The organism is Streptomyces sp. NPDC039480, from assembly GCF_055597165.1.
This window is the reverse complement of record NZ_JBVITX010000001.1, coordinates 923,884-945,122: the sequence shown is the minus strand read 5'-3', so window position 1 is coordinate 945,122 and position 21,239 is coordinate 923,884. Positions and strand designations below refer to the sequence as shown.

Genomic DNA, 21,239 nt, shown 5'->3' with positions numbered 1-21,239 from the left:
ATCATGTGTGGCATCGCAGGAACCTACCGCTGGCCGGACGGGAAGGCCGTGACCGACCGGCTCACCGATGTCCTCGCCCACCGCGGCCCGGACGGTGCGGGCCGGTACGGCCACTCCGCCGGTGACGGCGAAGTGCAGCTGGGGCACCGGCGCCTCGCCATCATCGACCTGTCCGAGACCGGCGCCCAGCCGATGGTCTCCGACGGTCTCGCCCTGACGTACAACGGCGAGCTGTACAACGCGCCGGAGCTCCGCGCCGAGCTGGCGGCCGCCGGGGTGCGCTTCCGCGGCACCTCCGACACCGAGGTGCTCCTGGAGGCCTGGCGGCGCTGGGGCACGGACTGCCTGCCCCGGCTGCGCGGCATGTTCGCGTTCGCGGTCTTCGACGAGCGGACCGGTGACCTGGTGCTGGCCCGCGACCAGTTGGGCGTCAAGCCGCTGTTCCTGCTCCGGCGCGGCGGCGGCCTGATGTTCGCCTCCGAGCTCAAGGCGCTCGCCGCCGTGACCGGCGGGTCGCTGCGGGTGGACCACGCGGCGCTGGTGGCCTCGCTGCTCTACTACTGGGTACCGGACTCGCGCTGCGCGTTCAGCGAGGCGGAGAAGCTGCCGCCGGGGAGCTGGCTGCGGTGCAGGGCCGACGGCCGGGTCGAGCGCGGCCGGTACTGGAACCTCAAGGACGTCGCCCGCGAGGCGCAGGAGCGGGCCCGCGGCGGTGAACTGCCGGACGTGGCCGCCATTGTCGAGGAGTCGACCCGGCGGCACCTGCTCTCCGACGTACCGGTGGCGACGTTCCTCTCCGGCGGGCTCGACTCCAGCTATCTGACGGCGCTGGCGGCCCGCGACCGGCCCGGGATCTCCGCCTACACGATCGGGTTCCGCGCCGAGGACGCCAAGTTCGAGGCGATGCCGGACGACCTGCGCTATGCCCGGCAGGTCGCCGAGCGGTTCGGTGTCGACCTGCACGAGATCGAGATCGCGCCGAACGTGCTCGACCTGCTGCCGCGGATGACGCACCACCTGGACGAGCCGATCGGTGACCCCGCCGCGATCAACACGTTCCTGATCTGCGAGGCCGCCCGGGAGGCCGGGGTCAAGGTGATGCTCTCGGGCATGGGTGCCGACGAGCTGTTCGCCGGGTACCGCAAGCACCTCGCCAACCTGCTGGCGCTGCGCTACCAGCGCGTCCCGCGGCCCCTGCGGCGCGGCCTGGCCGCGGCCGTGGACCGGCTGCCGGTCGCCACGGCCCGCCGTGGGTACCGGTCGGTGCGCTTCGCGAAAAGGTTCCTCTCCTTCGCCGATCTGCCGGAGGAGACCGCGTTCCGCCGCAGCTACACCATGTACGACCAGGACGAGTTGCTCGCTCTGGTCGATCCGGACCTGGCGGGGACGGTCGACGACGTACTGACGGAGCACGCGGACGTCTATGAGGACAACGACCTCGACGACTTCGTCAACCGCATGTGCCTGGGCGACGCCCGGATGTTCCTGCCGGGCCTGAACCTCGCCTACACGGACCGCTCCAGCATGGCCGCGTCGACCGAGGTGCGGGTGCCGTACGTGGATGTCGAGGTGGTCAAGGCGGCGTTCACCGTGCCGGGCGACCGCAAGATCGCCGGACGGCAGGGCAAGGCCGTCCTCAAGGAGGCGGCCGGCTCGGTCCTGCCGCGGGAGATCGTCTACCGGCCCAAGGGCCTGTTCAGCGCCCCGCTGCGCGCCTGGATGAGCCGGGACCTGGCGCCGCTGGTGCGCGAGGTGGTGAACGACGGGGTGCTCGTCAGCTCCGGGATCCTGCGCCGCGACGCGCTGGCGCGGATGGTCGCCGAGGACGCCGCCGGGCAGCGGGACTTCTCCAAGCATCTGTGGCACGTGCTGACCCTGGAGTACTGGTACCGCGACGCGACCTCCGGCTCCGGCCGGAGCCGGGCGGCTTGACAGTGTGGAAACAAGAGGAGCTCGGGTGAAACAGGTCGTACAGAACTACAAGAGCGGCGAGTTGGCGCTGCTCGACGTGCCGGCACCGGGGTGCAAGCCGGACGGCGTGCTGGTCCGCAGCGCGTACTCGCTGATCTCCACCGGGACCGAGCTCATGAAGGTGTCCGAGGCCGGCATGTCGATGGTGGGCAAGGCCCGCTCCCGGCCCGACCAGGTCGCCAAGGTCATGCAGAGCGTGGCCACCAACGGAGTGCCCGCCACGTACCGCAAGGTGATGGGCAAGCTGGACTCCTACACGCCGCTGGGCTATTCGCTGTGCGGGGTGGTCGAGCAGGTCGGCGCCGGGATCGACGATGTGGCGGTCGGTGACCTCGTGGCCTGCGCGGGCAACGAGCACGCGCTGCACGCCGAGCTGAACTGGGTGCCGAAGAACCTCTACACCCCGGTGCCGGACGGCCTGGAGCCGCGGCACGCGGCCTTCGGCACCGTCGGGTCGATCGCGCTGCAGGGCGTCCGCCAGGGCGAGCCGCAGCTCGGCGAGGTGGCGCTGGTCATCGGCCTCGGCCTGATCGGACAGCTGGTGGTGCAGCTGCTCACCGCCTCGGGGGTCCGCGTCGTCGGTGCCGACCCCGATCCGGCGCGCTGCGAGCTCGCCGCGCGCCTGGGCGCGGCGGCCTGCGGCGATCCCGCGTCCCCGGCCGTGGAGGCCGCCGTCGCCGAACTCACCGGCGGGCACGGCGTGGACCAGGTGTATCTGGCCGCGGGCGGCGGCAGCAACCAGCCCGTCGAGCTGGCCGCCCACCTGAGCCGGGACCGGGGCCGGGTCGTCGACATCGGCAAGTGCCGTCTGGACCTGCCGTGGAACGCGTACTACGAGAAGGAGCTGGACGTCCGGTTCTCCCGCTCGTACGGCCCCGGGCGCTACGACCCGGCGTACGAGCTCGAAGGCCGGGACTACCCGATCGGCTATGTGCGCTGGACCGAGCGCCGCAACCTGGCGTGCTTCCTCGACCTCGTCGCCCGCGGCCGCGTCGACGTGGAGCCGCTGGTCTCCCACATCGCCGACTTCGACGACGCGGTCGACACGTACCAGCGACTGAAGGACGGCGACCTGAAGGCCGTGGCGGTCCTGTTCCGATACCCCGGCCGCACCGAGGACCCGGCGGAAGCGGTGGCCCCGACGGTGACCGTGCCCGCGGTGAAACGACGCGGCGACAAAGCGCCCGCCCCGGCCCGCACCGCCAAGACACCGGTGCGCCTCGCGTTCGTCGGCGCGGGAAACTACGCGACGTCGATGCTGCTGCCGCACCTGGTGGGACGCGACAGTGTCACCCTGTCGACCGTCGTCACCACGACGGCGCTGTCCGCGGCCAACGCCCGGCGGAAGTTCGGCTTCGACGAGGCGACCACCGATCTCGACGCCGTGCTCGGCGACAAGTCCATCGACGCGGTGTTCGTGGTCACCCGCCACAGTTCGCACGCCGACCTGACCCGGCGGGCACTCCTCGCCGGCAAGACGGTGTTCGTGGAGAAGCCCCTGGCCCTCTCCGAGGACGAGCTGGCCGGTGTGCTCGCGGCCGTGGAGGAGTCCGGCAACGACCGGCTGCAGGTGGGCTTCAACCGCCGGTTCGCGCCGCTGCTCCAGGAGGCGAAGCAGCGGTTCGGCGTCCGGACCGGCCCGGCGAGCCTGCGCTACCTGGTCAACGCGGGCCGGCTCCAGCAGGGCAGCTGGTACCTCCAACAGGGCACCGAGGGCTCGCGGTTCGCCGGTGAGGGCGGGCACTTCATCGACACGGCGAGCTGGCTGCTCGCGGCCGACCCGGTCTCCGTGTACGCGGTCGCCCCGTCCGGCAACGAAGACCTGCAGGTCGTCCTGCGCTATCCGGACGGGTCCACCGCCACCATCAGCTACGTCACCACGGGACCGGCCGGCTTCCCGAAGGAGACGCTGGACCTGGTCGCGGACGGCAAGGCGCTGCGGCTCGACGACTTCGTCCGCGCCTCGGTGTACGACGGCGGCCGCAGGCGGTGGGTCAGTTCGCGGCTGCCCAAGGCCAGGGACAAGGGGCAGAACGCCGAACTGGCCGCGTTCATCAGGGCCGTGCGGACCGGCGGTCCTATGCCGGTGCCGCTGGAGTCGCTGGTCGCCACCACGGCGGCCACCCTCGCCGTGCCGGCCGGTCTGGCCGGTGGCGCGCCGGTGACGTTGGCGGGCGCGCGATGACGATGAGCGCGGGCTGGTACCTGCGACGGCTGTCCCGGATGGGGCCGCGGGAGGCCGCGGGGCGGTTCGGTGACGCGGTGCGCAGGCGCCGGTGGCGGTCGGCGCCGCCGGACTGCCCGGACGTGAGCGGCGCCCGGTTCACCTCGGTGCTGCCCGTCGGGGCGCTCGCCGCGGTGCCGCCGGACGCCGCGAAGCGTCTCGTCGCCGAGGCGGACCGGCTGATGGCGGGGCACGCCGAGTTCTTCGGGGTCGTCCGCGACGATCTGGTCGACCCGGACTGGTGGTACGACCCGAAGACCGGGCGGCGGGCCCCGTGGGGCTACGCCTTCGGCCTGCCGTACCGGAACGAGGACACGGTCGGCGACATCAAGCAGATCTGGGAGCCCTCCCGGCACCAGTACCTCACCGTGCTCGCCGCCGCCTACGCGATCACCGGGAACGAACGGTACGCCGAGCGCGTGGCCGAGCACCTGCGGTCGTGGTGGTCGGCCAACGCGCCGCTGCACGGCGTGCACTGGATCAGCGGCATCGAGCTGGGCATCCGGCTGCTGTCCTGGGTGTGGATCCGCCGGCTCCTCGACGGCTGGCCGGGGGCGCCCGGCCTCTTCGAGGACAACCCGGTGGCCCGCAACCAGATCTGGCACCACCAGCGGTGGCTGGCCGCCTTCCCCAGCCGGGGCTCCTCGGCGAACAACCACGTCATCGCGGAGACCGCCGGACAGGCCGCCGCGGCCTGCGCGTTCGGCTGGTTCCCCGCCTCGGCGCGCTGGCGGGCCGACGCGCTGCGCTCCCTCGAACGGCAGTTGCGCGCCAACACCTTCCCCTCCGGCCTCAACCGCGAACTGGCCACCGAGTACCACGGACTCGTCCTCGAGCTCGGCCTGGCCGCGGTGGCCGAGGCGGACGCCGCCGGTGTGCCGGTCCCGCCGACCGTCCGCCTCGTGCTGCTCCGCATGACCGACGCGCTGGCGGCCGTGGTGGACAACCGGTTGCGGCCGCCGCGCCAGGGGGACGCGGACGACGGGCACGGGCTGGTCCTGGACGGCGCGGGCACCGACCGCTGGGCGTCGCTCCTCGCCACCGGGGACGCCGTGTTCGGGCGGCGGGCCTGGTGGCCGACGGTGACGGGCACCGATGTGCGTACCCCGCTCCTCGCGTCGCTCATCCAGCCGTACGCGAAGGACGGCACCGCACCGCGCGTGACCCGCCCCGCACACCGGCCGGTCCACTTCGCCGAAGCGGGCATGACCATTCTGCGCGGCCCGGAGGAGATCTGGTGCCGCTGCGACGGAGGTCCGCACGGCTTCCTGTCCATCGCCGCGCACGCCCACGCCGACGCGCTGTCCGTGGAGGTCCGGCACGACGGGGTGGACGTGCTCGCCGACCCGGGGACGTACTGCTACCACGGGCAGCCCGAGTGGCGGCAGTACTTCCGGTCGACCCTCGGCCACAACACCCTGCAACTGGACGGCGGTGACCAGTCCGTCTCCGGCGGGCCGTTCCTGTGGACCCGGCACGCCCGCAGCCGCGTCCTGGTCGCGGACACCTCCGACGCGCGTGTGGCCCGCTGGTGCGCCGAGCACGACGGCTACCAGCGGACCGTGCACCGCCGCCGGGTGGAGCTGACCGCCGAGCGCCGGGAGCTGCGCGTGGTCGACGAGGTGCGCGGCCCGCACCGGGCGGCGCGCCTGGCGTTCCACCTCGGGCCCGCGATCACCGCGGACCTGACGGGGAACCGGGCCGTGCTCACCTGGACCCGGGACGGCGAGGACCGCTCGGCGGAACTCGACCTGCCGGGACAGCTGACGTGGCGGGCGCACCGCGGCGAGACCGCCCCGCCACTGGGCTGGTACTCCGCGGGATTCGGCCGCAAGGAACCGTCCACCACGCTGATCGGCACCGGGTTCGCCGACGGCGCGGAGGGGTTCACCACCGTACTCAGGTTCCGGGGCTAGGGGGACGCGTGGGGATCACGTGGCGGAAGTGGGCGGTGCCGGCGGCGGCGCTGGCCCTCCTGGCGACCGGCTGCGAGAGCACGCCGAGCGCTCAGGCGGAGCCGACCGTCGCGCCGTCCACGTCCGCGGCCCGGCCGGTGGCCCGGATGTGCGCCAAACCGGCGGCCGGGCCGGCGGAGGCACCGGCGGGCGCGGTGCCGGTCGACCCCGCCGTCGTCGGTGACCTGGCCGCCAAGACCAAGAGCAACCCCTCGGGCACCACGTTCTGGCTCCGGCCCGGCAGGCACAGGCTCGAACCGGACCGGCACGCCCAGGTCATCCCCAAGAAGGGGAACCGCTACCTCGGCGCGCCGGGCGCGGTGTTCGACGGCAGGAAGACCAACCAGTACGCGTTCGGAGGCGCCGCCCGCGACGTCACCATCCGCCATCTGACCGTGCAGGGTTTCGTCGCGCCGCACGACGAGGGCGTGGTCAACCACGACTCGGCCGACGGCTGGGTGATCGAACACAGCAAGATCCAGTACAACTCCGGCGCCGGACTGATGGCCGGAGCCCGACAGCAGGTCCGCGCCAACTGCCTGCGCGACAACGGCCAGTACGGCATGAACGCCTACAAGGGCACCGGCCCCCTGCGCGACCTGGTGGTCGAGGGCAACGAGATCGTGGGCAACAACACCGGCGACTGGGAGCGGCGTCGGAAGGGCTGCGGCTGCACGGGAGGCGTCAAGTTCTGGGCCGTCGACGGCGCCGACATCCGCGGCAACTGGGTGCACGACAACCGCGGTGTCGGGCTGTGGGCGGACACCAACAACAACGACTTCCGCATCGAGGACAACGTACTGGAGGCGAACGACGGTGCCGCGCTGATCTACGAGACCAGCTACAACGCGGTCATCCGAAGGAACACGTTCCGGCGGAACAACTGGGTCGAGGGCCGCAAGTACGCCGCCCGCGGCGACAGCTTCCCGTTCGCGACCATCTACCTGTCCGAGTCCGGCGGCGAGCCACGGGTCGAGGCCCGCACGGACAAGATCGAGGTCTACCGGAACGTGCTGGAGAACAACTGGTCCGGGATCACCCTGTGGGAGAACGCCGACCGGTTCTGCAACAGCCCGGCCAACACCTCGTCCGGCGACTGCACGCTGCTGGTGCCGGACACCGACCGCTGTGCGCGGCCGGCGATCGCCACCGCGCCGCTCTACGCCGACTGCCGGTGGCGGACCCAGCGGGTGGACATCCACGCCAACCGCTTCGTGCTCGACAAGTCCGTCGTCAAGTGCACGGTGAAGTGCGACCGGATGGCGGTCCTCGCCAACTACGGCACCTATCCGAAGTGGTCGCCGTACAAGGGCGAGCGGGTGGCCGAGGCGATCACGCACAAGCAGCACAACCGCTGGCACGACAACGTCTACCGCGGCCCGTGGAAGTTCGTCGCCCACGACCCGAGCCGGGTGCTCGACTTCGGGCAGTGGCAGAGCACGCCCTATGAGCAGGACGCGGACAGCACCCTCGACCTGCGGGCCGGTGGTTGAGATGGCCGAAGACCCGCGCCCCGCCGGCGCGCCGAGACTCGTCGGGATCGTCTGGGGGCTGCTGATCCTCAACACGCTCGGCTCCGCCGGGGCGAAGACCATCGTCCCGCTGCCCCGCTCCCTCATCCAGCTCGTCACGATGGGCGCGCTCGTCGTCGCGTTCACGCTGGCGCTCGCGCTCAATCTCCGGCTGCGCGTCCGGGCCAGCGCCTTCGTGCTCCTGCTCACCCTGCTCCTGGTGCCGAGCCTCATCTCCAGCCTGCAGCTGGAGTCCGGGTTCGGCGCGCTGTTCCGCTGCACGCGGCTGGCTCTCTTCGTCGGCACGCTGTGGCTGCTCAGCCGCTGGTGGGACGGCGGAGTGACGTTCGTGCGGCACCACATCCGGATGTACTTCGCGGTGCTCGGGTCGGTCGCCGCGGGTGCGGTCATCTCACCGGGCGCGGCCATGCCCGATCTCTACGGCGGGCGTCTCGTCGGCGCGTTGTGGCCGCTCACCCCGCCGCAGATCGGGCAGTACGCGGCGGTGATCATCGGGCTCACCGTGCTGCTTGTCCTCGGCCGCAGGACCGACAAGGCCAGCGCGGCCGTCATCGTCGTGCCCTCGCTCGTCCTGCTGGCGCTGACCCATACGCGTACGGCCACGCTCGGCCTGCTCATCGGCCTTGCGCTGGCGATCGGCTCGCTTGTCCTGACCAGTGCGGCCGCCCGCCGGTTCTTCACCTGGGCGGTGCTGTGCGCCGCGGTGGCCGCGGTCGGGTTCGCCTCCGCGCTGCGCGCGTGGTTCCTGCGCGGGCAGAGCGAGGAGAACCTCACCAGCCTCACCGGCCGGGCCAAGGTCTGGGACGCCCTCCTCGCCGCGCCCCGGACGACCTCGGAGAAGTTGTTCGGCACGGGTCTCGGCGACAAGTCGTTCGGCGGGCTGCCGATCGACAACAGCTGGCTGGCTGTCTACCACGAACAGGGCTTGACCGGCATCACGTTGGTGGCGGCGATCATCGTCGTCCTCGCCGGCGTCGCGCTGCTGCGGCCGCCGTCGCTCGCGAGGGCCTGCGCGATCTTCCTGATCAGTTACTGCGGGATCGCGTCGTACACCGAGGCCGGTCTGGGCGACGCCTCGCCGTATCTGCTGCATCTGGCCGTGGCCGCCTCGCTCCTCGCGACGCCCGCCCCGGCCGCGCCCCTCACGGCGCCCGCACTCCCCCGACGACGTGTCCCGCGCTGGGCCCAGGAAAGGAGGTGACCCCCATCATGCGTGTGCTCGTGGTGCACAACCGCTACTCCTCGGCGCAGCCGAGCGGGGAGAACAAGGTCGTCGACCAGGAGGCGGGGCTGCTGCGCGCGGCCGGCCACCAGGTCGAGGTGTTCGAGCGGCGCAGCGACGACATCGCCGCCCGGTCCCTCGCCAGCAAGGTCGCGGTGCCGCTGCTCGTGCCATGGAATCCGGCGGTCCGCAAGGAGCTCACCGCCCGGCTCCGCGCCGAGCGGCCGGACGTGGTGCACGTCCACAACGTCTTCCCGCTCCTGTCGCCCGCGGTCCTCGCGGCCTGCGCCGACGCCGGGGCGCCCGCCGTCGCGACGCTGCACAACTACAGCCAGGTCTGTCCGCCCGGCACGTTGCAGCGGGACGGCCGGCCGTGCACCGAGTGCGTCGGCTCCGGGCCGCTGCCCGCCGTCCGGCACGGCTGCTACCGCGGTTCCCGGCTCGCGACGGTGCCGCTCGCGGTCAGCCTGTCGGTCAACCGGCGGCGGTGGTGGTCCGGCGTGGAGCGGTTCTTCTGCATCTCGGCGGCGCAGCGCGACGTCCTGGTGCGGGCCGGCATGCCCGCCGAGCGGCTGGCGGTCAAGCACAACTTCGTGCCCGACCCGGGCGCCCGCCGGACGGACGCCGGTGAGCACCTGCTCTACCTCGGGCGGCTCGCGGAAACCAAGGGTCTGCGGCTGCTCATGACCGCGTGGGACGAGCTCGCGGCGGACGGCGGGGTGGGCGTGCCGCTCGTGATCGCCGGTACGGGGCCGCTGGAACGGGAGGTGGCGGCCTGGGCGGCGGGCCGGGACGACGTGCGGTACGTCGGCCTGTACGACGCGGAGCAGTGCCGGCGGGCCGTCGCGCGGTCGGTCGCCGTGGTGGCGCCCTCGACGTGGCTGGAGACGTTCGGCCTGGTGGTCGCGGAGGCGATGGCGGCCGGGGTGCCGGCCGTCGCCGCCGGTCACGGCGCCTTCGTGGAGCTCGTCGAGGACGGGGTGACCGGGCTGCTGCACCGGCCGGGCGAGGCCGCTTCGCTCGCGTCCTGCCTGCGCCGGATCACGGCGGACACGGCCCGCAACCGGGAGATGGGACAGGCGGCCCGGCGCCGGTACGACCAGGACTTCAGCCCGGCCGTCGGCCTGGAGCGCCTGCTGGACGGCTACCGCACCGCGATCGCCGGGCGGACGGAATCAATGGGGGGCACCACATCAATGGGGGGCAACAAATGACACGATGCCGACTCTGCGGCTCGGAGGCGATGGCGAGCGTCGTCGACCTCGGGGCGACACCGCCGTGCGAGAGCTTTCTCGCCGCGGACCGACTGGACGATCCGGAGCCGGCGTACCCGTTGCACCTGCGGGTCTGCACGGAGTGCTGGCTGGCGCAGATCCCGCCGCTGATCACGCCGGAGGAGACGTTCAAGGAGTACGCGTACTTCTCCTCCTTCTCGACCTCCTGGGTGGAGCACGCGCGCACGTTCGTCGCCGACGCCGTCCAGCGGGTGGGTCTCGGCCCCGACGCCTTCGTGGTGGAGGTCGCGAGCAACGACGGGTATCTGCTGAAGCACGTGGTGGACCGGGGGATCCGCTGCCTGGGCATCGAGCCGTCGGTGAACGTCGGCGCCGCGGCACGGGAGGCGGGTGTGCCGACGCTCACCGAGTTCCTCTCCCCCGCCACCGGCACGGCCGTCCGCACCGAGCACGGCCCGGCGGACCTGGTCGTGGCCAACAACGTGTACGCGCACATCCCCGACGTCGTCGGGTTCACCGAGGGGCTGCGCGCCCTGGTCGCCGACGACGGCTGGGTCTCCATCGAGGTGCAGCACCTGCTGACCCTGATCGAGGAGAACCAGTACGACACGATCTACCACGAGCACTTCCAGTACTACACGGTCGCGTCCGCGATCCGCGCCCTCGCCCGCGGCGGACTCGCGCTCGTGGACGTCGAGTTGCTGCCCACGCACGGCGGCTCCATCCGGCTGTGGGCGCGGCCGGCCGAGGCGGCGGGCGAGCCGTCCCGCCGGGTGGCCGAGGTGCTCGACCGGGAGCGGGCCGCCGGGCTTCAGGAGCTGTCCGGGTACAACGAGTTCTCCGCCCGGGTGGCCAAGGTGCGCAGGGACCTCCTGAAGTTCCTCATCGAGGCGGCCGAGCGCGGCGAGACCGTCGTCGGCTACGGCGCCCCCGGCAAGGGCAACACCCTGCTCAACCACTGCGGCATCCGGCCCGACCTGCTCCCGTACACGGTCGACCGCAACCCCTACAAGCACGGCAGGTTCACCCCGGGCACCCGCATCCCGATCCTGCCGCCCGAGCAGATCGCCGCGGACCGGCCGGACTACGTCCTCGTCCTGCCGTGGAACCTGCGGGCCGAACTGGTCGAGCAGCTGTCGTTCGTGCACGAGTGGGGCGGCCGGCTCGTCTTCCCCATCCCGGAACTGAGCATCGTCGAGGTGACGTCATGAAGGTCGTTCTGTTCTGCGGCGGTTACGGGATGCGGATGCGGAGCGGCGCCGCGGACGACGTGCCGAAGCCGATGGCGATGGTCGGCCCGCGCCCGCTGATCTGGCATGTCATGCGCTACTACGCGCACTTCGGGCACACCGAGTTCATCCTGTGCCTGGGCTACGGGGCCCACCACATCAAGAACTTCTTCCTCAACTACGAAGAGACGACGTCCAACGACTTCGTGCTGCGGGGCGGACGGACCGAACTCCTCTCCACCGACATAGCCGACTGGACGATCACGTTCGCGCAGACCGGCATCGAGTCGCCGATCGGCGAACGCCTCCGCCGAGTGCGCCACCACCTGGACGGCGACGAGATGTTCCTCGCCAACTACGCCGACGTGCTCACCGACGCCCCGCTGCCGGAGATGGTCGAGAACTTCGCCCGGCGCGACGCCGGTGCGTCGATGATGGTGGTGCCGCCGCAGTCCTCCTTCCACTGCGTGGACCTGGGCGAGGACGGCCTGGTCGGCGGCATCACCGCGGTGAGCGATCTGCCCCTGTGGGAGAACGGCGGCTATTTCGTGCTCCGCCAGGAGGTCTTCGACCACATACCGGAGAACGGGGACCTGGTCGCCGACGGATGCACCGAACTGGCCAAGCGCGGCCGGCTGGTGGCACACCAGCACCGCGGCTTCTGGAAGCCGACGGACACCGTCAAGGAGCGGGCCGCGCTCGACGACGCGTACGCCCGCGGGGACCGCCCGTGGGCCGTGTGGGAGCGGGACGGCGCCGGGGTGGGCGCGTGATCCGGCTCGGCGCGGGCCGCCTGGAGGGGATCGCCGCGGTGGGCGCGCACTGCGACGACATCGCCATCGGCGCCGGCGGCACACTCCTCACGATGTGCCTCGCACACCCGGGCATCCGCGTCGACGCGCTGGTGCTCTCCGGTGGCGGCGGCGAGCGGGAGCAGGAGGAGCAGGCCGCGCTCGCCGCCTTCTGCCCCGGCGCCGACCTGCGCCTCACCGTGCTCAAGCTGCCGGACGGCCGGCTGCCCGTGCACTGGGACGAGGCCAAGGCCGCCGTCGAGGAGCTGCGCGAACGGACCGACCCTGATCTGGTCCTCGCCCCGCGCACCGACGACGCGCACCAGGACCACCGCGGCCTCGCCCAGCTGATCCCCACCGCGTTCCGCGACCATCTCGTCCTCGGCTACGAGATCGTCAAGTGGGACGGCGACCTCGGCCGCATGGCGGCGTACCAGCCGCTGTCGCCGGAGACCGCCGAACAGAAGGTGCGGCTGCTTCAGGAGCACTACCCCTCGCAGCGGCACCGGCCCTGGTACGACCGGGAGGCCTTCCTCGGCCTCGCACGGATCCGCGGCATCGAATGCCACGCCCGGTACGCCGAGGCGTTCGCCGTCACCAAACTCACGCTCGATCTCGGCACTTCCACTCTGGGGGAATGAACCTTGCGCGTACTGCTCACCGGACACCAGGGGTACCTGGGCACCGTGATGGCCCCGGTCCTCGCGGCCGCCGGACACGAGGTCGTCGGTCTCGACGCCGGCCTGTTCGCCGACTGCGTCCTCGGTCCGCCGCCCGCGGACCCGCCGGGGCACCGCGTGGACCTGCGCGACGTCACGGCCGAACACCTGGCCGGAGTGGACGCCGTGATCCACCTGGCCGCACTCTCCAACGACCCGCTGGGTTCCCTGGCACCGGAGCTCACCTACGACATCAACCATCACGCGTCCGTGCACCTCGCCCGGCTGGCCCACGACGCCGGAGTGCGGCGCTTCCTGTACGCGTCGACCTGCTCGGTGTACGGCGCCGCCGGCGGCGGCGACCTGGTGGGCGAGGACGCCCCGCTGCGCCCCGTGACGCCGTACGCGGAGTCCAAGGTGCGGGTGGAGGACGACCTGCACGCCCTGGCCGACGACGACTTCAGCCCGGTGTTCATGCGCAACGCCACCGCCTTCGGCTACTCGCCGAGGCTGCGCGCCGACATCGTGCTGAACAACCTGGTGGGCCACGCGCTGCTGTCCGGCGAGGTCCTCGTGATGTCCGACGGCACCCCGTGGCGTCCGCTGGTGCACGCCGCCGACATCGCACGGGCCTTCGCCGCGGCCCTGACCGCGCCGCGGGACGCGGTGCACGACCGGGCCTTCAACATCGGCAGCGAGACCAACAACGTCACGGTCGCCGAGATCGCCGAGCAGGTCGCCGAGGCGGTGTCAGGCTCGAAGGTCGTGATCACCGGGGAGACGGGCGCCGACCCGCGGTCCTACCGGGTCGACTTCTCCCGGTTCCGCACTGCGTTGGCGGGGGGTCCCGGCTTCGAATGCGAGTGGACGGTGAAGCGAGGCGCGCTCGAACTCGCCGACGCCTACCGCAAACACGGGCTGACGCGGGAGGACTTCGAGCAGCGCTTCACCCGCCTCGCCGTGCTGCGCGCGGCGTCCGAATCCGGCGCGGTCGACGACACCCTGCGGTGGCGCCCGTGACCGCGTCCGGCGAGGAGATGTACGACCTGGTGGAGCGGCTGTACCCGCTCTGCCGGAGCATCACGGGCGACGGTGTCCGCGCCACCCTGAGCATCGTCGACGAGTACATCCCGCTCCAGGTGCACGAGGTGCCGACCGGGACGCAGGTGCTCGACTGGACGGTGCCGCAGGAGTGGAACATCCGGGACGCGTATGTCGCCGACGCCGACGGCAACCGCGTCGTCGACTTCGCCGCGTCCAGCCTGCACGTGCTCGGCTACAGCGTGCCGGTGTCGACGACCATGCCGCTGGCCGAGCTGCGCGCACACCTGCACACCCTGCCCGACCACCCGGCCTGGGTGCCGTACCGCACCAGTTACTACAAGCCGGAGTGGGGATTCTGCCTGGCCCAGGAGACCTTGGACGCACTGCCGGACGGCGACTACGAAGTGCGCATCGACTCCACACTCGCCGACGGACACCTCACCTACGCCGAACACGTCGTCCCCGGGCAGGTCCCGGACGAGGTGATCGTCTCCTGCCACGTGTGCCACCCGTCGCTCGCCAACGACAACCTGGCCGGCATCGCGGTGGCGACGTTCCTGGCCCGGGCGCTCGCGGAGACGACGCCGTACCACACCTACCGGTTCGTCTTCGCGCCCGGCACCATCGGCGCGATCACCTGGCTGGCCCGCAACGCCGAGCGCATCGACCGGGTCAAGCACGGGGTGGTGCTGGCCTGCGCCGGTGACCGGGGAGACCTGACGTACAAGCGGAGCAGGCGCGGCGACGCGGAGATCGACCGGGTGATGCGGCACGTGCTCGCCTCGTCCGAACGCCCGCACCGCGTCACCGAGTTCACTCCGTACGGCTACGACGAGCGGCAGTACTGCTCCCCCGGCTTCGACCTCGGGGTGGGCTCGCTCACCCGCACCCCGTACGCCGGCTACCCCGAGTACCACACCTCGGCGGACAACCTGGACTTCGTCTCCCCGGAGGCGATGGCGGACACGCTCGCCGTCTGCCGCGAGGCGTTCGCCGTGCTCGACCGCAACCGGCGGTACGTCAACCTCAGCCCGTACGGCGAACCCCAGCTGGGCCGACGCGGGCTGTATGACGCGCTGGGCGGCCGCAGCGACACCAAGCAGGCCCAGATGGCCATGCTGTGGGTGCTCAACCTCTCCGACGGCGAGCACAGTCTGCTGGACGTCGCCGAGCGGTCCGGGCTGGCGTTCGACACCGTCGCCGGTGCGGCCGACGCCCTGCGCGGCGCCGGGCTGATCAAGGCATGACGCCGATGGTCACCGAGGGGAAGGATCCGGGTCCGACGGCGCCGACGCCGCGGGCCGGATCCGCCCGGCGGGCCCTCGCAGGCCGGCTGTCCTGGGGTCTTGCCGACCAGGCGGCGTCCAGCATGAGCAACTTCGTGGTGGGGGTCTACGTGGCCCGCTCGCTCGGGGTGACCGCGTTCGGCGTGTTCAGCCTGGCCTGGGTGACCTACGGCGTGGTGCTCAACGTCTCCCGCGGCATCGCCACCGACCCGCTCGTGGTGCGGTTCAGCGGCGTGCCGGACGCGTCCTGGCGCGGGGCGGTGGCCCGTGCGTCGGGTACGGCGCTCGGCGTCGGCGCCGCCCTCGGTGTGGTGTCCGTGGTGGCGGGGCTCGCTCTCGGCGGCCGCCTTGGGGCCGCGTTCGCCTGCCTCGGCGTCGTCCTGCCGGGGCTGTTGCTGCAGGACGCGTGGCGGTTCGCGTTCTTCGCCGCCGGGGCCGGGCGGAAGGCGTTCGTCAACGACCTCGTGTGGGGTGCCGCGCTCGTCCCCGCCATGGTGGTGGCGGCCCAGGTGGGGAGTGTGACCGCCTTCGTGCTCGCCTGGGGCGGGTCCGCCGCGGTGGCCGCGGGGTACGGCTGGTTCCAGTCCGGCATCCGGCCCCACCTGACCGGAGCGCGCGAGTGGGTGCGCGAGCACCGTGACCTCGGCTACCGGTACCTGGTCGAGAACGTCAGCAACAGCGGCGCGAGCCAACTGCGGGCGTACGGGCTCGGCGCGATCGTCGGGGTCGGCGCGGTCGGTGTGATCAGGGGCGCCGAGCTCCTGCTCGGCCCGTTCATGGCCGTGCTGATGGGTCTTTCCCTCGTCACGGTCGCGGAGGCGGCCCGGGTGCTGCGGCGGGCCCCGCACCGCCTCGGCCCGTTCTGTCTGCTGCTGGGCGGCGGACAGGCCGCCGCCGCGCTGCTGTGGGGCGGGGCGCTGCTCCTCGTGCCGGACCGGCTCGGCGCGCTCGTGCTCGGCGGCGTCTGGGGCGCCGCATCCGAACTCATCGTGCCCGTCACGCTCGGTGTCGCGGGCGCCGGGCTCGGCACCGGCGCGGCGGCCGGCCTTCGGGCGCTCGGCGCGGCCCGGCGCAGCCTGCGCAGCCAGCTCTTCGCCTCTGCCTGTTACGTGGGCGGCGGACTCGGCGGGGCGGCCGCGGGCGGCACGGTCGGCTCGGCCTGGGGCGTCGCCGCCGCCACCGTCGTCGGCTCGGCCGTGTGGTGGCTGCAACTGCGGACCGCCCTGCGTGAGCACCACCGCAACTCGATTCCCGAAGTGAGGACTTCATGACCGCGCAACCCCGGCTGAGCATCGGCCTGCCCGTCTACAACGGCGAGGAGTACCTCGCCGAGGCGCTCGACGCCCTGCTCGGCCAGACCTACGAGAACTTCGAGCTGGTCATCTCCGACAACGCCTCGACCGACGGGACCGAGGACATCTGCCGCAGGTACGCCGCGCTCGACCCGCGCATCCGGTATATCCGGCTGCTCCGGAACATCGGCGCCGCGCCGAACCACAACTACGTGTTCACCCAGTGCCGCGGCGAGCTGTTCAAGTGGGCCTCGCACGACGACCTGTACGCCCGGGACCTGCTGCGGCGCTGCGTGGCGGCGCTGGACGAGCGGCCCGAGCTGGTCCTCGCCCACTCCGGGCAGGCGGTCATCGACGGCGAAGGAAAGGTGAAGGTGGACTACGAGTACGGGCTCGCCACCGACTCGCCGCACGCGCCGGAGCGCTTCCGCAGTCTGCTGTTCGAGCCCGGTGGCGACGACTTCTACGGGGTGATGAGGGCCGACGTGCTGCGCCGGGTGAAGCCGCACGACAGCTACCACCACGCGGACCGCACGTTCGTCGCCGAGATCACCCTGCACGGCCCCTTCCACCAGGTGCCCGAGCTGCTGTACTTCCGCCGCGACCACCCCACCCGCGCCGAGCGGGCGAACCCTTCCAAGCGCTCCCGGTGCGTCAACCTGGACCCGCGCCGGGCGGGTCCGCTGCACCCGACGCCCCGGCTGCTCGCCGAGTACGTGTGGGGTTTCGTCGCGGCGATCCGGCGGGCGCCGCTGTCCCCGGCCGACCGGCGCGCCTGCTTCGGCCACTTGGCCGCTTGGATGACGAGCCGGGTCAGGCCGGGCGCCGGCGAGCGGGTCGAGGACCGCGCCCCGGTCGACCCGGCCCGGCTCACCGTCTCCGTCGACGCCCTCGTCGCGGGCCGCGAGGGGAGGCGGCCGTGACCCCGGTGCGGGTGGGGGTGTTCGGGCTGCTCGGCTCCGGCAACCTCGGCAACGACGGGTCACTGGAAGCCGTGCTCGGCTACCTCCGCGCCGAGCACCCGGAGGCGGTCGTGGACGCGCTCTGCGGTGGACCGGAGGTCGTCGCGTCCCGGTACGGCATCCCGGCGACGCGGCTGCACTGGTACCGCGGGGAGTACCGCACCGCCTCCCGTGCGGGCGCGATCGCGCGGAAGGGACTCGGCAAGCTCGTCGACGTCTTCCGCACCGCCGCCTGGGTGCGCCGGCACGACGTGGTGATCGTGCCGGGCATGGGCGTCCTGGAGGCCACGCTGCCGCTGCGGCCGTGGGGCTTCCCGTACTCGCTGTTCCTGCTCTGCGCGAGCGGCCGGTTGCTGGGGACCCGCGTCGCGCTGGTCGGGGTCGGCGCCGCTCCGATCGCGGACCGGCCGACCCGGGCCCTGGTGCGCTGGTCGGCGCGGCTCGCCGCCTACCGCTCGTACCGGGACACCCTGTCCCGCGACGCGATGGGGGCGATGGGCGTGGACACCGCGCGCGACGAGGTCCACCCGGACCTCGCGTTCGCCCTGCCCGCCCCTGCCGTCGCCGCGTCCCCGGGCACGGTCTGCGTCGGTGTCATGGACTTCCACGGCGGCAACGACGACCGCGCCAGAGCCGACGAGATCCACCGCCGCTACCTCGCAGGGACGACCGCTTTCGTGCGCGCCCTGGTCGAGGACGGCAGGACGGTCCGGCTGCTCACCGGCGACGCGTGCGACGCGCCGGTGGCCGACGCCATCCTTGCCGCGGTGGACTCGCCGCTGGTCACCGCCGCCGAAGCGGCCTCGCTCGCGGACCTGTTGCGGGAGACGTCGGCCGCCGACACCGTCGTCGCGACCCGCTACCACAATCTGGTCTGCGCGCTGAAGGCCGGCACCCCGACGCTCGCCGTCAGCTATGCGGCGAAGAGCGACGCGCTCATGGACCGGATGGGCCTCGGCGCGTACTGCCATCCGGCCCGCGAGGTCGACGCCGACCGGCTGCTCGAACAGTTCCGGGCCCTGGAGAAGAATGCGGCGGAACTGCGCCGCACCCTCGCCGAACGCAACGAGGCCGCCGCCCGCCAACTCGCCCGCCAGTTCGCCGCGTTGACCACGGCCTTGTTCCCGTCGACCGCCTCGCAGGAGACCCGATGAAAGCGACCGAAGTCCCGGCGATCGCCGGGGCCTACCTGTTCGAGCCGACGCCGTACGCCGACGAACGCGGCTTCTTCTGCCGCACCTTCGACACCGACGTGCTCCGCTCGGTGGGCCTCGACCCGCACGCCTTCGTCCAGGACAGTCTGTCCCGCTCGGTCCGTGGCGTGCTGCGCGGCCTGCACCTGCGCTCCGGCGCCGGCGAGGCCAAGCTGGTGCGGTGCTCGTACGGGAAGGTCTTCGACGTCGTCGTGGACCTGCGGGCGGACTCGCCGACGTACCTGAGCCGCGCCTTCTTCGAGCTGTCCGGCGAGACGCAGACGACCCTGTACATCCCGGCGGGGTGCGCGCACGGTTTCCAGGCGCTGACCGAGACCGCCGACACCTCGTACCGGATCGACCGCCCACACGATCCGGCCGAGGACGTGACGATCGCCTTCGACGATCCGGAGCTCGCCATACCGTGGCCGTTGCCGGTCACCTCGATGTCCCAGCGGGACCGGGAGGCGCCGAGCCTCGCCGAGGTCCTGAAGCAGAAGGAGAGCTGAACCCACCGTGGACGACGAAGAGTTCTCCCTGCCCCGGTCGTGGGCGGCGAACGAGCGGCTGCACGCGCTGATCCCCGGGGGCGCGCACACATATGCCAAGGGCGACGACCAGTACCCCGAGAACCTGGCCCCGGTCATCAGCCACGGCCGCGGTGCCCATGTGTGGGACATCGACGGCAACCACTACATCGAGTATGGCTCCGGCCTGCGGTCGGTCAGCCTCGGCCACGCCCATCCTCGCGTACTCGAAGCGGTGCGGCGGGAGATCGACCGCGGCGGCAACTTCGTCCGGCCTTCCATCGTGGAGGTCGATGCCGCGGAGCGCTTCCTGGCCACCGTGCCGACCGCCGAGATGGTGAAGTTCGCGAAGAACGGCTCCGACGTCACCACCGCCGCGGTGCGTCTGGCCCGTGCCGTCACCGGGCGCCCGCGGGTGGCGATCTGCGGCGACCATCCGTTCTTCTCCGTCGACGACTGGTTCATCGGCACCACGCCGATGTCCGCCGGCATCCCGGCGACGACCACCGAACTCACGGTGTCGTTCCCCTACGGAGACCTGGCCGCGACAGAGGAGCTGCTCACCCGCCACCAGGACGAGGTCGCCTGCCTGATCCTCGAACCCGCAGGCCACACCGAGCCCCCGCCCGGTTACCTGGCGGGCCTGCGCGAACTGGCCGACCGGCACGGCTGCGTGCTGGTCTTCGACGAGATGATCACCGGCCTCCGCTGGTCGGAGGCGGGCGCGCAGGGTCTGTACGGCGTCGTGCCCGACCTGTCCACGTTCGGCAAGGCGCTGGGCAACGGTTTCGCCGTCTCCGCGCTCGCGGGGCGCCGCGAGCTGATGGAGCGGGGCGGACTGCGTCACTCCGGTGACCGGGTGTTCCTGCTGTCCACCACGCACGGCGCCGAGACGCACTCGCTGGCGGCCGCGATGGCCGTGCAGACCACTTACGTCGAAGAGGGCATCACCGCGCAGCTGCACGCGCTCGGCGAGCGGCTGGCCGCCGGTGTCCGCGAGGCCGCGGCCGGCATGGGCGTCGGCGACCACGTCGTCGTCCGGGGCCGGGCCAGCAACCTGGTCTTCGCCACCCTCGACGAGAACCGGCGGCCGTCGCAGGAGTACCGCACCCTGTTCCTGCGCCGGCTCCTCGCGGGCGGGGTGCTCGCCCCGTCGTTCGTGGTGAGCAGCGCGCTCGACGACGCCGACATCGACCGCACCGTCGAGGTGGTGGCCGAGGCGTGCGCGGTGTACCGGAAGGCGCTGGACGGCGCCGACCCCACGCCCTGGCTGGCCGGACGGCCGGTGAAGCCCGTGTTCCGCCGCTGGGCGTGACTCGACGTCAGCGGCGCTCGCGCCCACGGGTGTCGGCCACCCGGTCGACCAGCCACGCGGTCACGGGCACCACCGTCAGCGCGGTGCACCAACCGCCGAGGACGTCCGTCGGGTAGTGCGCGCCCAGGGCGACCTGCGCCCAGCCCATGGCGGCACCGGCGACCAGCGCCGCGGCGAGCACGAGCGCCAGGCCGGCCGCCCGGCCGAGGCCGAGCCGTCCAGCCGCGAGCAGCGCCATTACGACGGCGAGCGCGGTGAGGAAGGCGGTGTGCCCGCTCGGGTAGGACAGGTTGCCCTCACCGTGGATGGTCCGTCCCACCACGGGCTTGAGCAGCGTCGTCGTCCCCACGGTCAGGGCCGTCCCGGCGACGACGAGCACCGCCGCGCGCGGCCACCGAAGGAGCAGAAAGGCCGTCACGACGGCCACGACCAGCGTCGCCGCTCCCCCGGGCTCGCCCAGGAAGTCCGTGGCCAGAGCGGCGTACCGCCACGGCGGGCGCACGCTGTCCGCCGTCGGCTCGACGAACCACCTGTCCACCCTGCCGGGCTGCCCGTGACCGGCGTACAGAACCCCGAGCACGAGGGCTCCCAGCGCGGCAAGGCCCGCGACCAACCCGAGCCACACGCGCAGAGACGGCGGCAACACCGCGGACGCGGGCCGACCGGCCGACTCTCGCCCCGGACTTCCCGGGGCAAGGTGAGGCTGCGCGTCCTCGTCCGACCGGTGGACAGTCATGAACCAGCGCCTCCCTGGCGGCCCGGGCCCACGCCGCGCGTATCGCGTTCCGAGCACACCCTAACC

The 21,239-nt window shown here is 72.5% G+C and carries 17 protein-coding genes; 16 read left to right on the top strand and 1 reads right to left on the bottom strand.

The window, feature by feature from the left end; genetic code table 11:
• Positions 1 to 3 precede the first annotated feature (3 nt).
• Genes asnB through ACZ56E_RS03390 form a run of 16 tightly spaced genes read left to right on the top strand, consistent with a single transcriptional unit; the run spans position 4 to position 20,437 of the window.
• Positions 4 to 1,932 carry an asparagine synthase (glutamine-hydrolyzing) gene (asnB, locus tag ACZ56E_RS03465; protein WP_471210526.1) on the top strand — a complete coding sequence of 643 codons (1,929 nt, stop codon included), beginning with the start codon at positions 4 to 6 and terminating at the stop codon, positions 1,930 to 1,932.
• A 25-nt stretch (positions 1,933 to 1,957) separates the two neighbouring features.
• Positions 1,958 to 4,156 (top strand): bi-domain-containing oxidoreductase, encoded by a 2,199-nt coding sequence (locus ACZ56E_RS03460; protein WP_471210523.1) that lies wholly within the window; start codon positions 1,958 to 1,960, stop codon positions 4,154 to 4,156.
• Complete coding sequence (locus ACZ56E_RS03455) at positions 4,153 to 6,111, top strand: heparinase II/III family protein (protein WP_471210521.1); 1,959 nt, start codon at positions 4,153 to 4,155, stop codon at positions 6,109 to 6,111. Before ACZ56E_RS03460 ends, ACZ56E_RS03455 begins: the two co-directional genes overlap by 4 nt.
• An 8-nt stretch (positions 6,112 to 6,119) precedes the next feature.
• On the top strand, positions 6,120 to 7,643 hold the full coding sequence (locus ACZ56E_RS03450; protein ID WP_471210518.1) for a right-handed parallel beta-helix repeat-containing protein: 1,524 nt from the start codon (positions 6,120 to 6,122) through the stop codon (positions 7,641 to 7,643).
• Position 7,644: 1 nt separating this feature from the next.
• On the top strand, positions 7,645 to 8,883 hold the full coding sequence (locus ACZ56E_RS03445) for an O-antigen ligase domain-containing protein (protein WP_471210516.1): 1,239 nt from the start codon (positions 7,645 to 7,647) through the stop codon (positions 8,881 to 8,883).
• A gap of 8 nt (positions 8,884 to 8,891) precedes the next feature.
• Positions 8,892 to 10,118, top strand: coding sequence for a glycosyltransferase (locus tag ACZ56E_RS03440; RefSeq protein ID WP_471210513.1), 1,227 nt, complete (start codon positions 8,892 to 8,894; stop codon positions 10,116 to 10,118).
• The gene (locus tag ACZ56E_RS03435; protein WP_471210510.1) at positions 10,115 to 11,350 is read left to right on the top strand and encodes a class I SAM-dependent methyltransferase; all 1,236 of its coding nucleotides are present in this window, start codon (positions 10,115 to 10,117) and stop codon (positions 11,348 to 11,350) included. The genes ACZ56E_RS03440 and ACZ56E_RS03435 overlap by 4 nt, the downstream gene beginning before the upstream one ends.
• Entirely contained in the window at positions 11,347 to 12,141 is a 795-nt protein-coding gene (locus ACZ56E_RS03430) for a glycosyltransferase family protein (RefSeq protein WP_468606566.1), read from the top strand. Before ACZ56E_RS03435 ends, ACZ56E_RS03430 begins: the two co-directional genes overlap by 4 nt.
• On the top strand, positions 12,138 to 12,800 hold the full coding sequence (locus ACZ56E_RS03425) for a PIG-L deacetylase family protein (RefSeq protein ID WP_471210508.1): 663 nt from the start codon (positions 12,138 to 12,140) through the stop codon (positions 12,798 to 12,800). Before ACZ56E_RS03430 ends, ACZ56E_RS03425 begins: the two co-directional genes overlap by 4 nt.
• A 3-nt stretch (positions 12,801 to 12,803) precedes the next feature.
• Positions 12,804 to 13,838, top strand: coding sequence for an NAD-dependent epimerase/dehydratase family protein (locus ACZ56E_RS03420; protein WP_471147228.1), 1,035 nt, complete (start codon positions 12,804 to 12,806; stop codon positions 13,836 to 13,838).
• Positions 13,826 to 15,109 carry a DUF4910 domain-containing protein gene (locus tag ACZ56E_RS03415; protein WP_471210506.1) on the top strand — a complete coding sequence of 428 codons (1,284 nt, stop codon included), beginning with the start codon at positions 13,826 to 13,828 and terminating at the stop codon, positions 15,107 to 15,109. Before ACZ56E_RS03420 ends, ACZ56E_RS03415 begins: the two co-directional genes overlap by 13 nt.
• Positions 15,106 to 16,419 carry a hypothetical protein gene (locus tag ACZ56E_RS03410; RefSeq protein WP_471210503.1) on the top strand — a complete coding sequence of 438 codons (1,314 nt, stop codon included), beginning with the start codon at positions 15,106 to 15,108 and terminating at the stop codon, positions 16,417 to 16,419. The genes ACZ56E_RS03415 and ACZ56E_RS03410 overlap by 4 nt, the downstream gene beginning before the upstream one ends.
• On the top strand, positions 16,416 to 17,363 hold the full coding sequence (locus tag ACZ56E_RS03405; RefSeq protein WP_471210501.1) for a glycosyltransferase family 2 protein: 948 nt from the start codon (positions 16,416 to 16,418) through the stop codon (positions 17,361 to 17,363). The genes ACZ56E_RS03410 and ACZ56E_RS03405 overlap by 4 nt, the downstream gene beginning before the upstream one ends.
• Complete coding sequence (locus ACZ56E_RS03400; protein ID WP_471210499.1) at positions 17,360 to 18,556, top strand: polysaccharide pyruvyl transferase family protein; 1,197 nt, start codon at positions 17,360 to 17,362, stop codon at positions 18,554 to 18,556. Before ACZ56E_RS03405 ends, ACZ56E_RS03400 begins: the two co-directional genes overlap by 4 nt.
• Positions 18,553 to 19,104, top strand: a complete 552-nt coding sequence (gene rfbC, locus ACZ56E_RS03395; RefSeq protein ID WP_471210496.1) for a dTDP-4-dehydrorhamnose 3,5-epimerase — start codon at positions 18,553 to 18,555, stop codon at positions 19,102 to 19,104. The genes ACZ56E_RS03400 and rfbC overlap by 4 nt, the downstream gene beginning before the upstream one ends.
• Positions 19,105 to 19,111: 7 nt before the next feature.
• Positions 19,112 to 20,437: a glutamate-1-semialdehyde 2,1-aminomutase gene (locus ACZ56E_RS03390; RefSeq protein ID WP_471210494.1), complete on the top strand. Its 1,326-nt coding sequence runs from the start codon at positions 19,112 to 19,114 to the stop codon at positions 20,435 to 20,437.
• A 7-nt stretch (positions 20,438 to 20,444) separates the two neighbouring features.
• On the opposite strand, the gene ACZ56E_RS03385 is transcribed toward ACZ56E_RS03390, so the two are convergent.
• Complete coding sequence (locus ACZ56E_RS03385) at positions 20,445 to 21,173, bottom strand: phosphatase PAP2 family protein (RefSeq protein ID WP_471210492.1); 729 nt, start codon at positions 21,171 to 21,173, stop codon at positions 20,445 to 20,447.
• Between the last annotated feature and the right edge of the window lie 66 nt (positions 21,174 to 21,239).

Bases quoted from the DNA above. Each gene is read 5' to 3' on its own strand.
- asnB (WP_471210526.1), top strand. From the start codon at position 4: ATGTGTGGCATCGCAGGAACCTACCGCTGGCCGGACGGGAAGGCCGTG.
- ACZ56E_RS03455 (WP_471210521.1), top strand. From the start codon at position 4,153: ATGACGATGAGCGCGGGCTGGTACCTGCGACGGCTGTCCCGGATGGGG.
- ACZ56E_RS03445 (WP_471210516.1), top strand. From the start codon at position 7,645: ATGGCCGAAGACCCGCGCCCCGCCGGCGCGCCGAGACTCGTCGGGATC.
- ACZ56E_RS03440 (WP_471210513.1), top strand. From the start codon at position 8,892: ATGCGTGTGCTCGTGGTGCACAACCGCTACTCCTCGGCGCAGCCGAGC.
- ACZ56E_RS03435 (WP_471210510.1), top strand. From the start codon at position 10,115: ATGACACGATGCCGACTCTGCGGCTCGGAGGCGATGGCGAGCGTCGTC.
- ACZ56E_RS03430 (WP_468606566.1), top strand. From the start codon at position 11,347: ATGAAGGTCGTTCTGTTCTGCGGCGGTTACGGGATGCGGATGCGGAGC.
- ACZ56E_RS03410 (WP_471210503.1), top strand. From the start codon at position 15,106: ATGACGCCGATGGTCACCGAGGGGAAGGATCCGGGTCCGACGGCGCCG.
- ACZ56E_RS03405 (WP_471210501.1), top strand. From the start codon at position 16,416: ATGACCGCGCAACCCCGGCTGAGCATCGGCCTGCCCGTCTACAACGGC.
- rfbC (WP_471210496.1), top strand. From the start codon at position 18,553: ATGAAAGCGACCGAAGTCCCGGCGATCGCCGGGGCCTACCTGTTCGAG.
- ACZ56E_RS03385 (WP_471210492.1), bottom strand. From the start codon at position 21,173: ATGACTGTCCACCGGTCGGACGAGGACGCGCAGCCTCACCTTGCCCCG.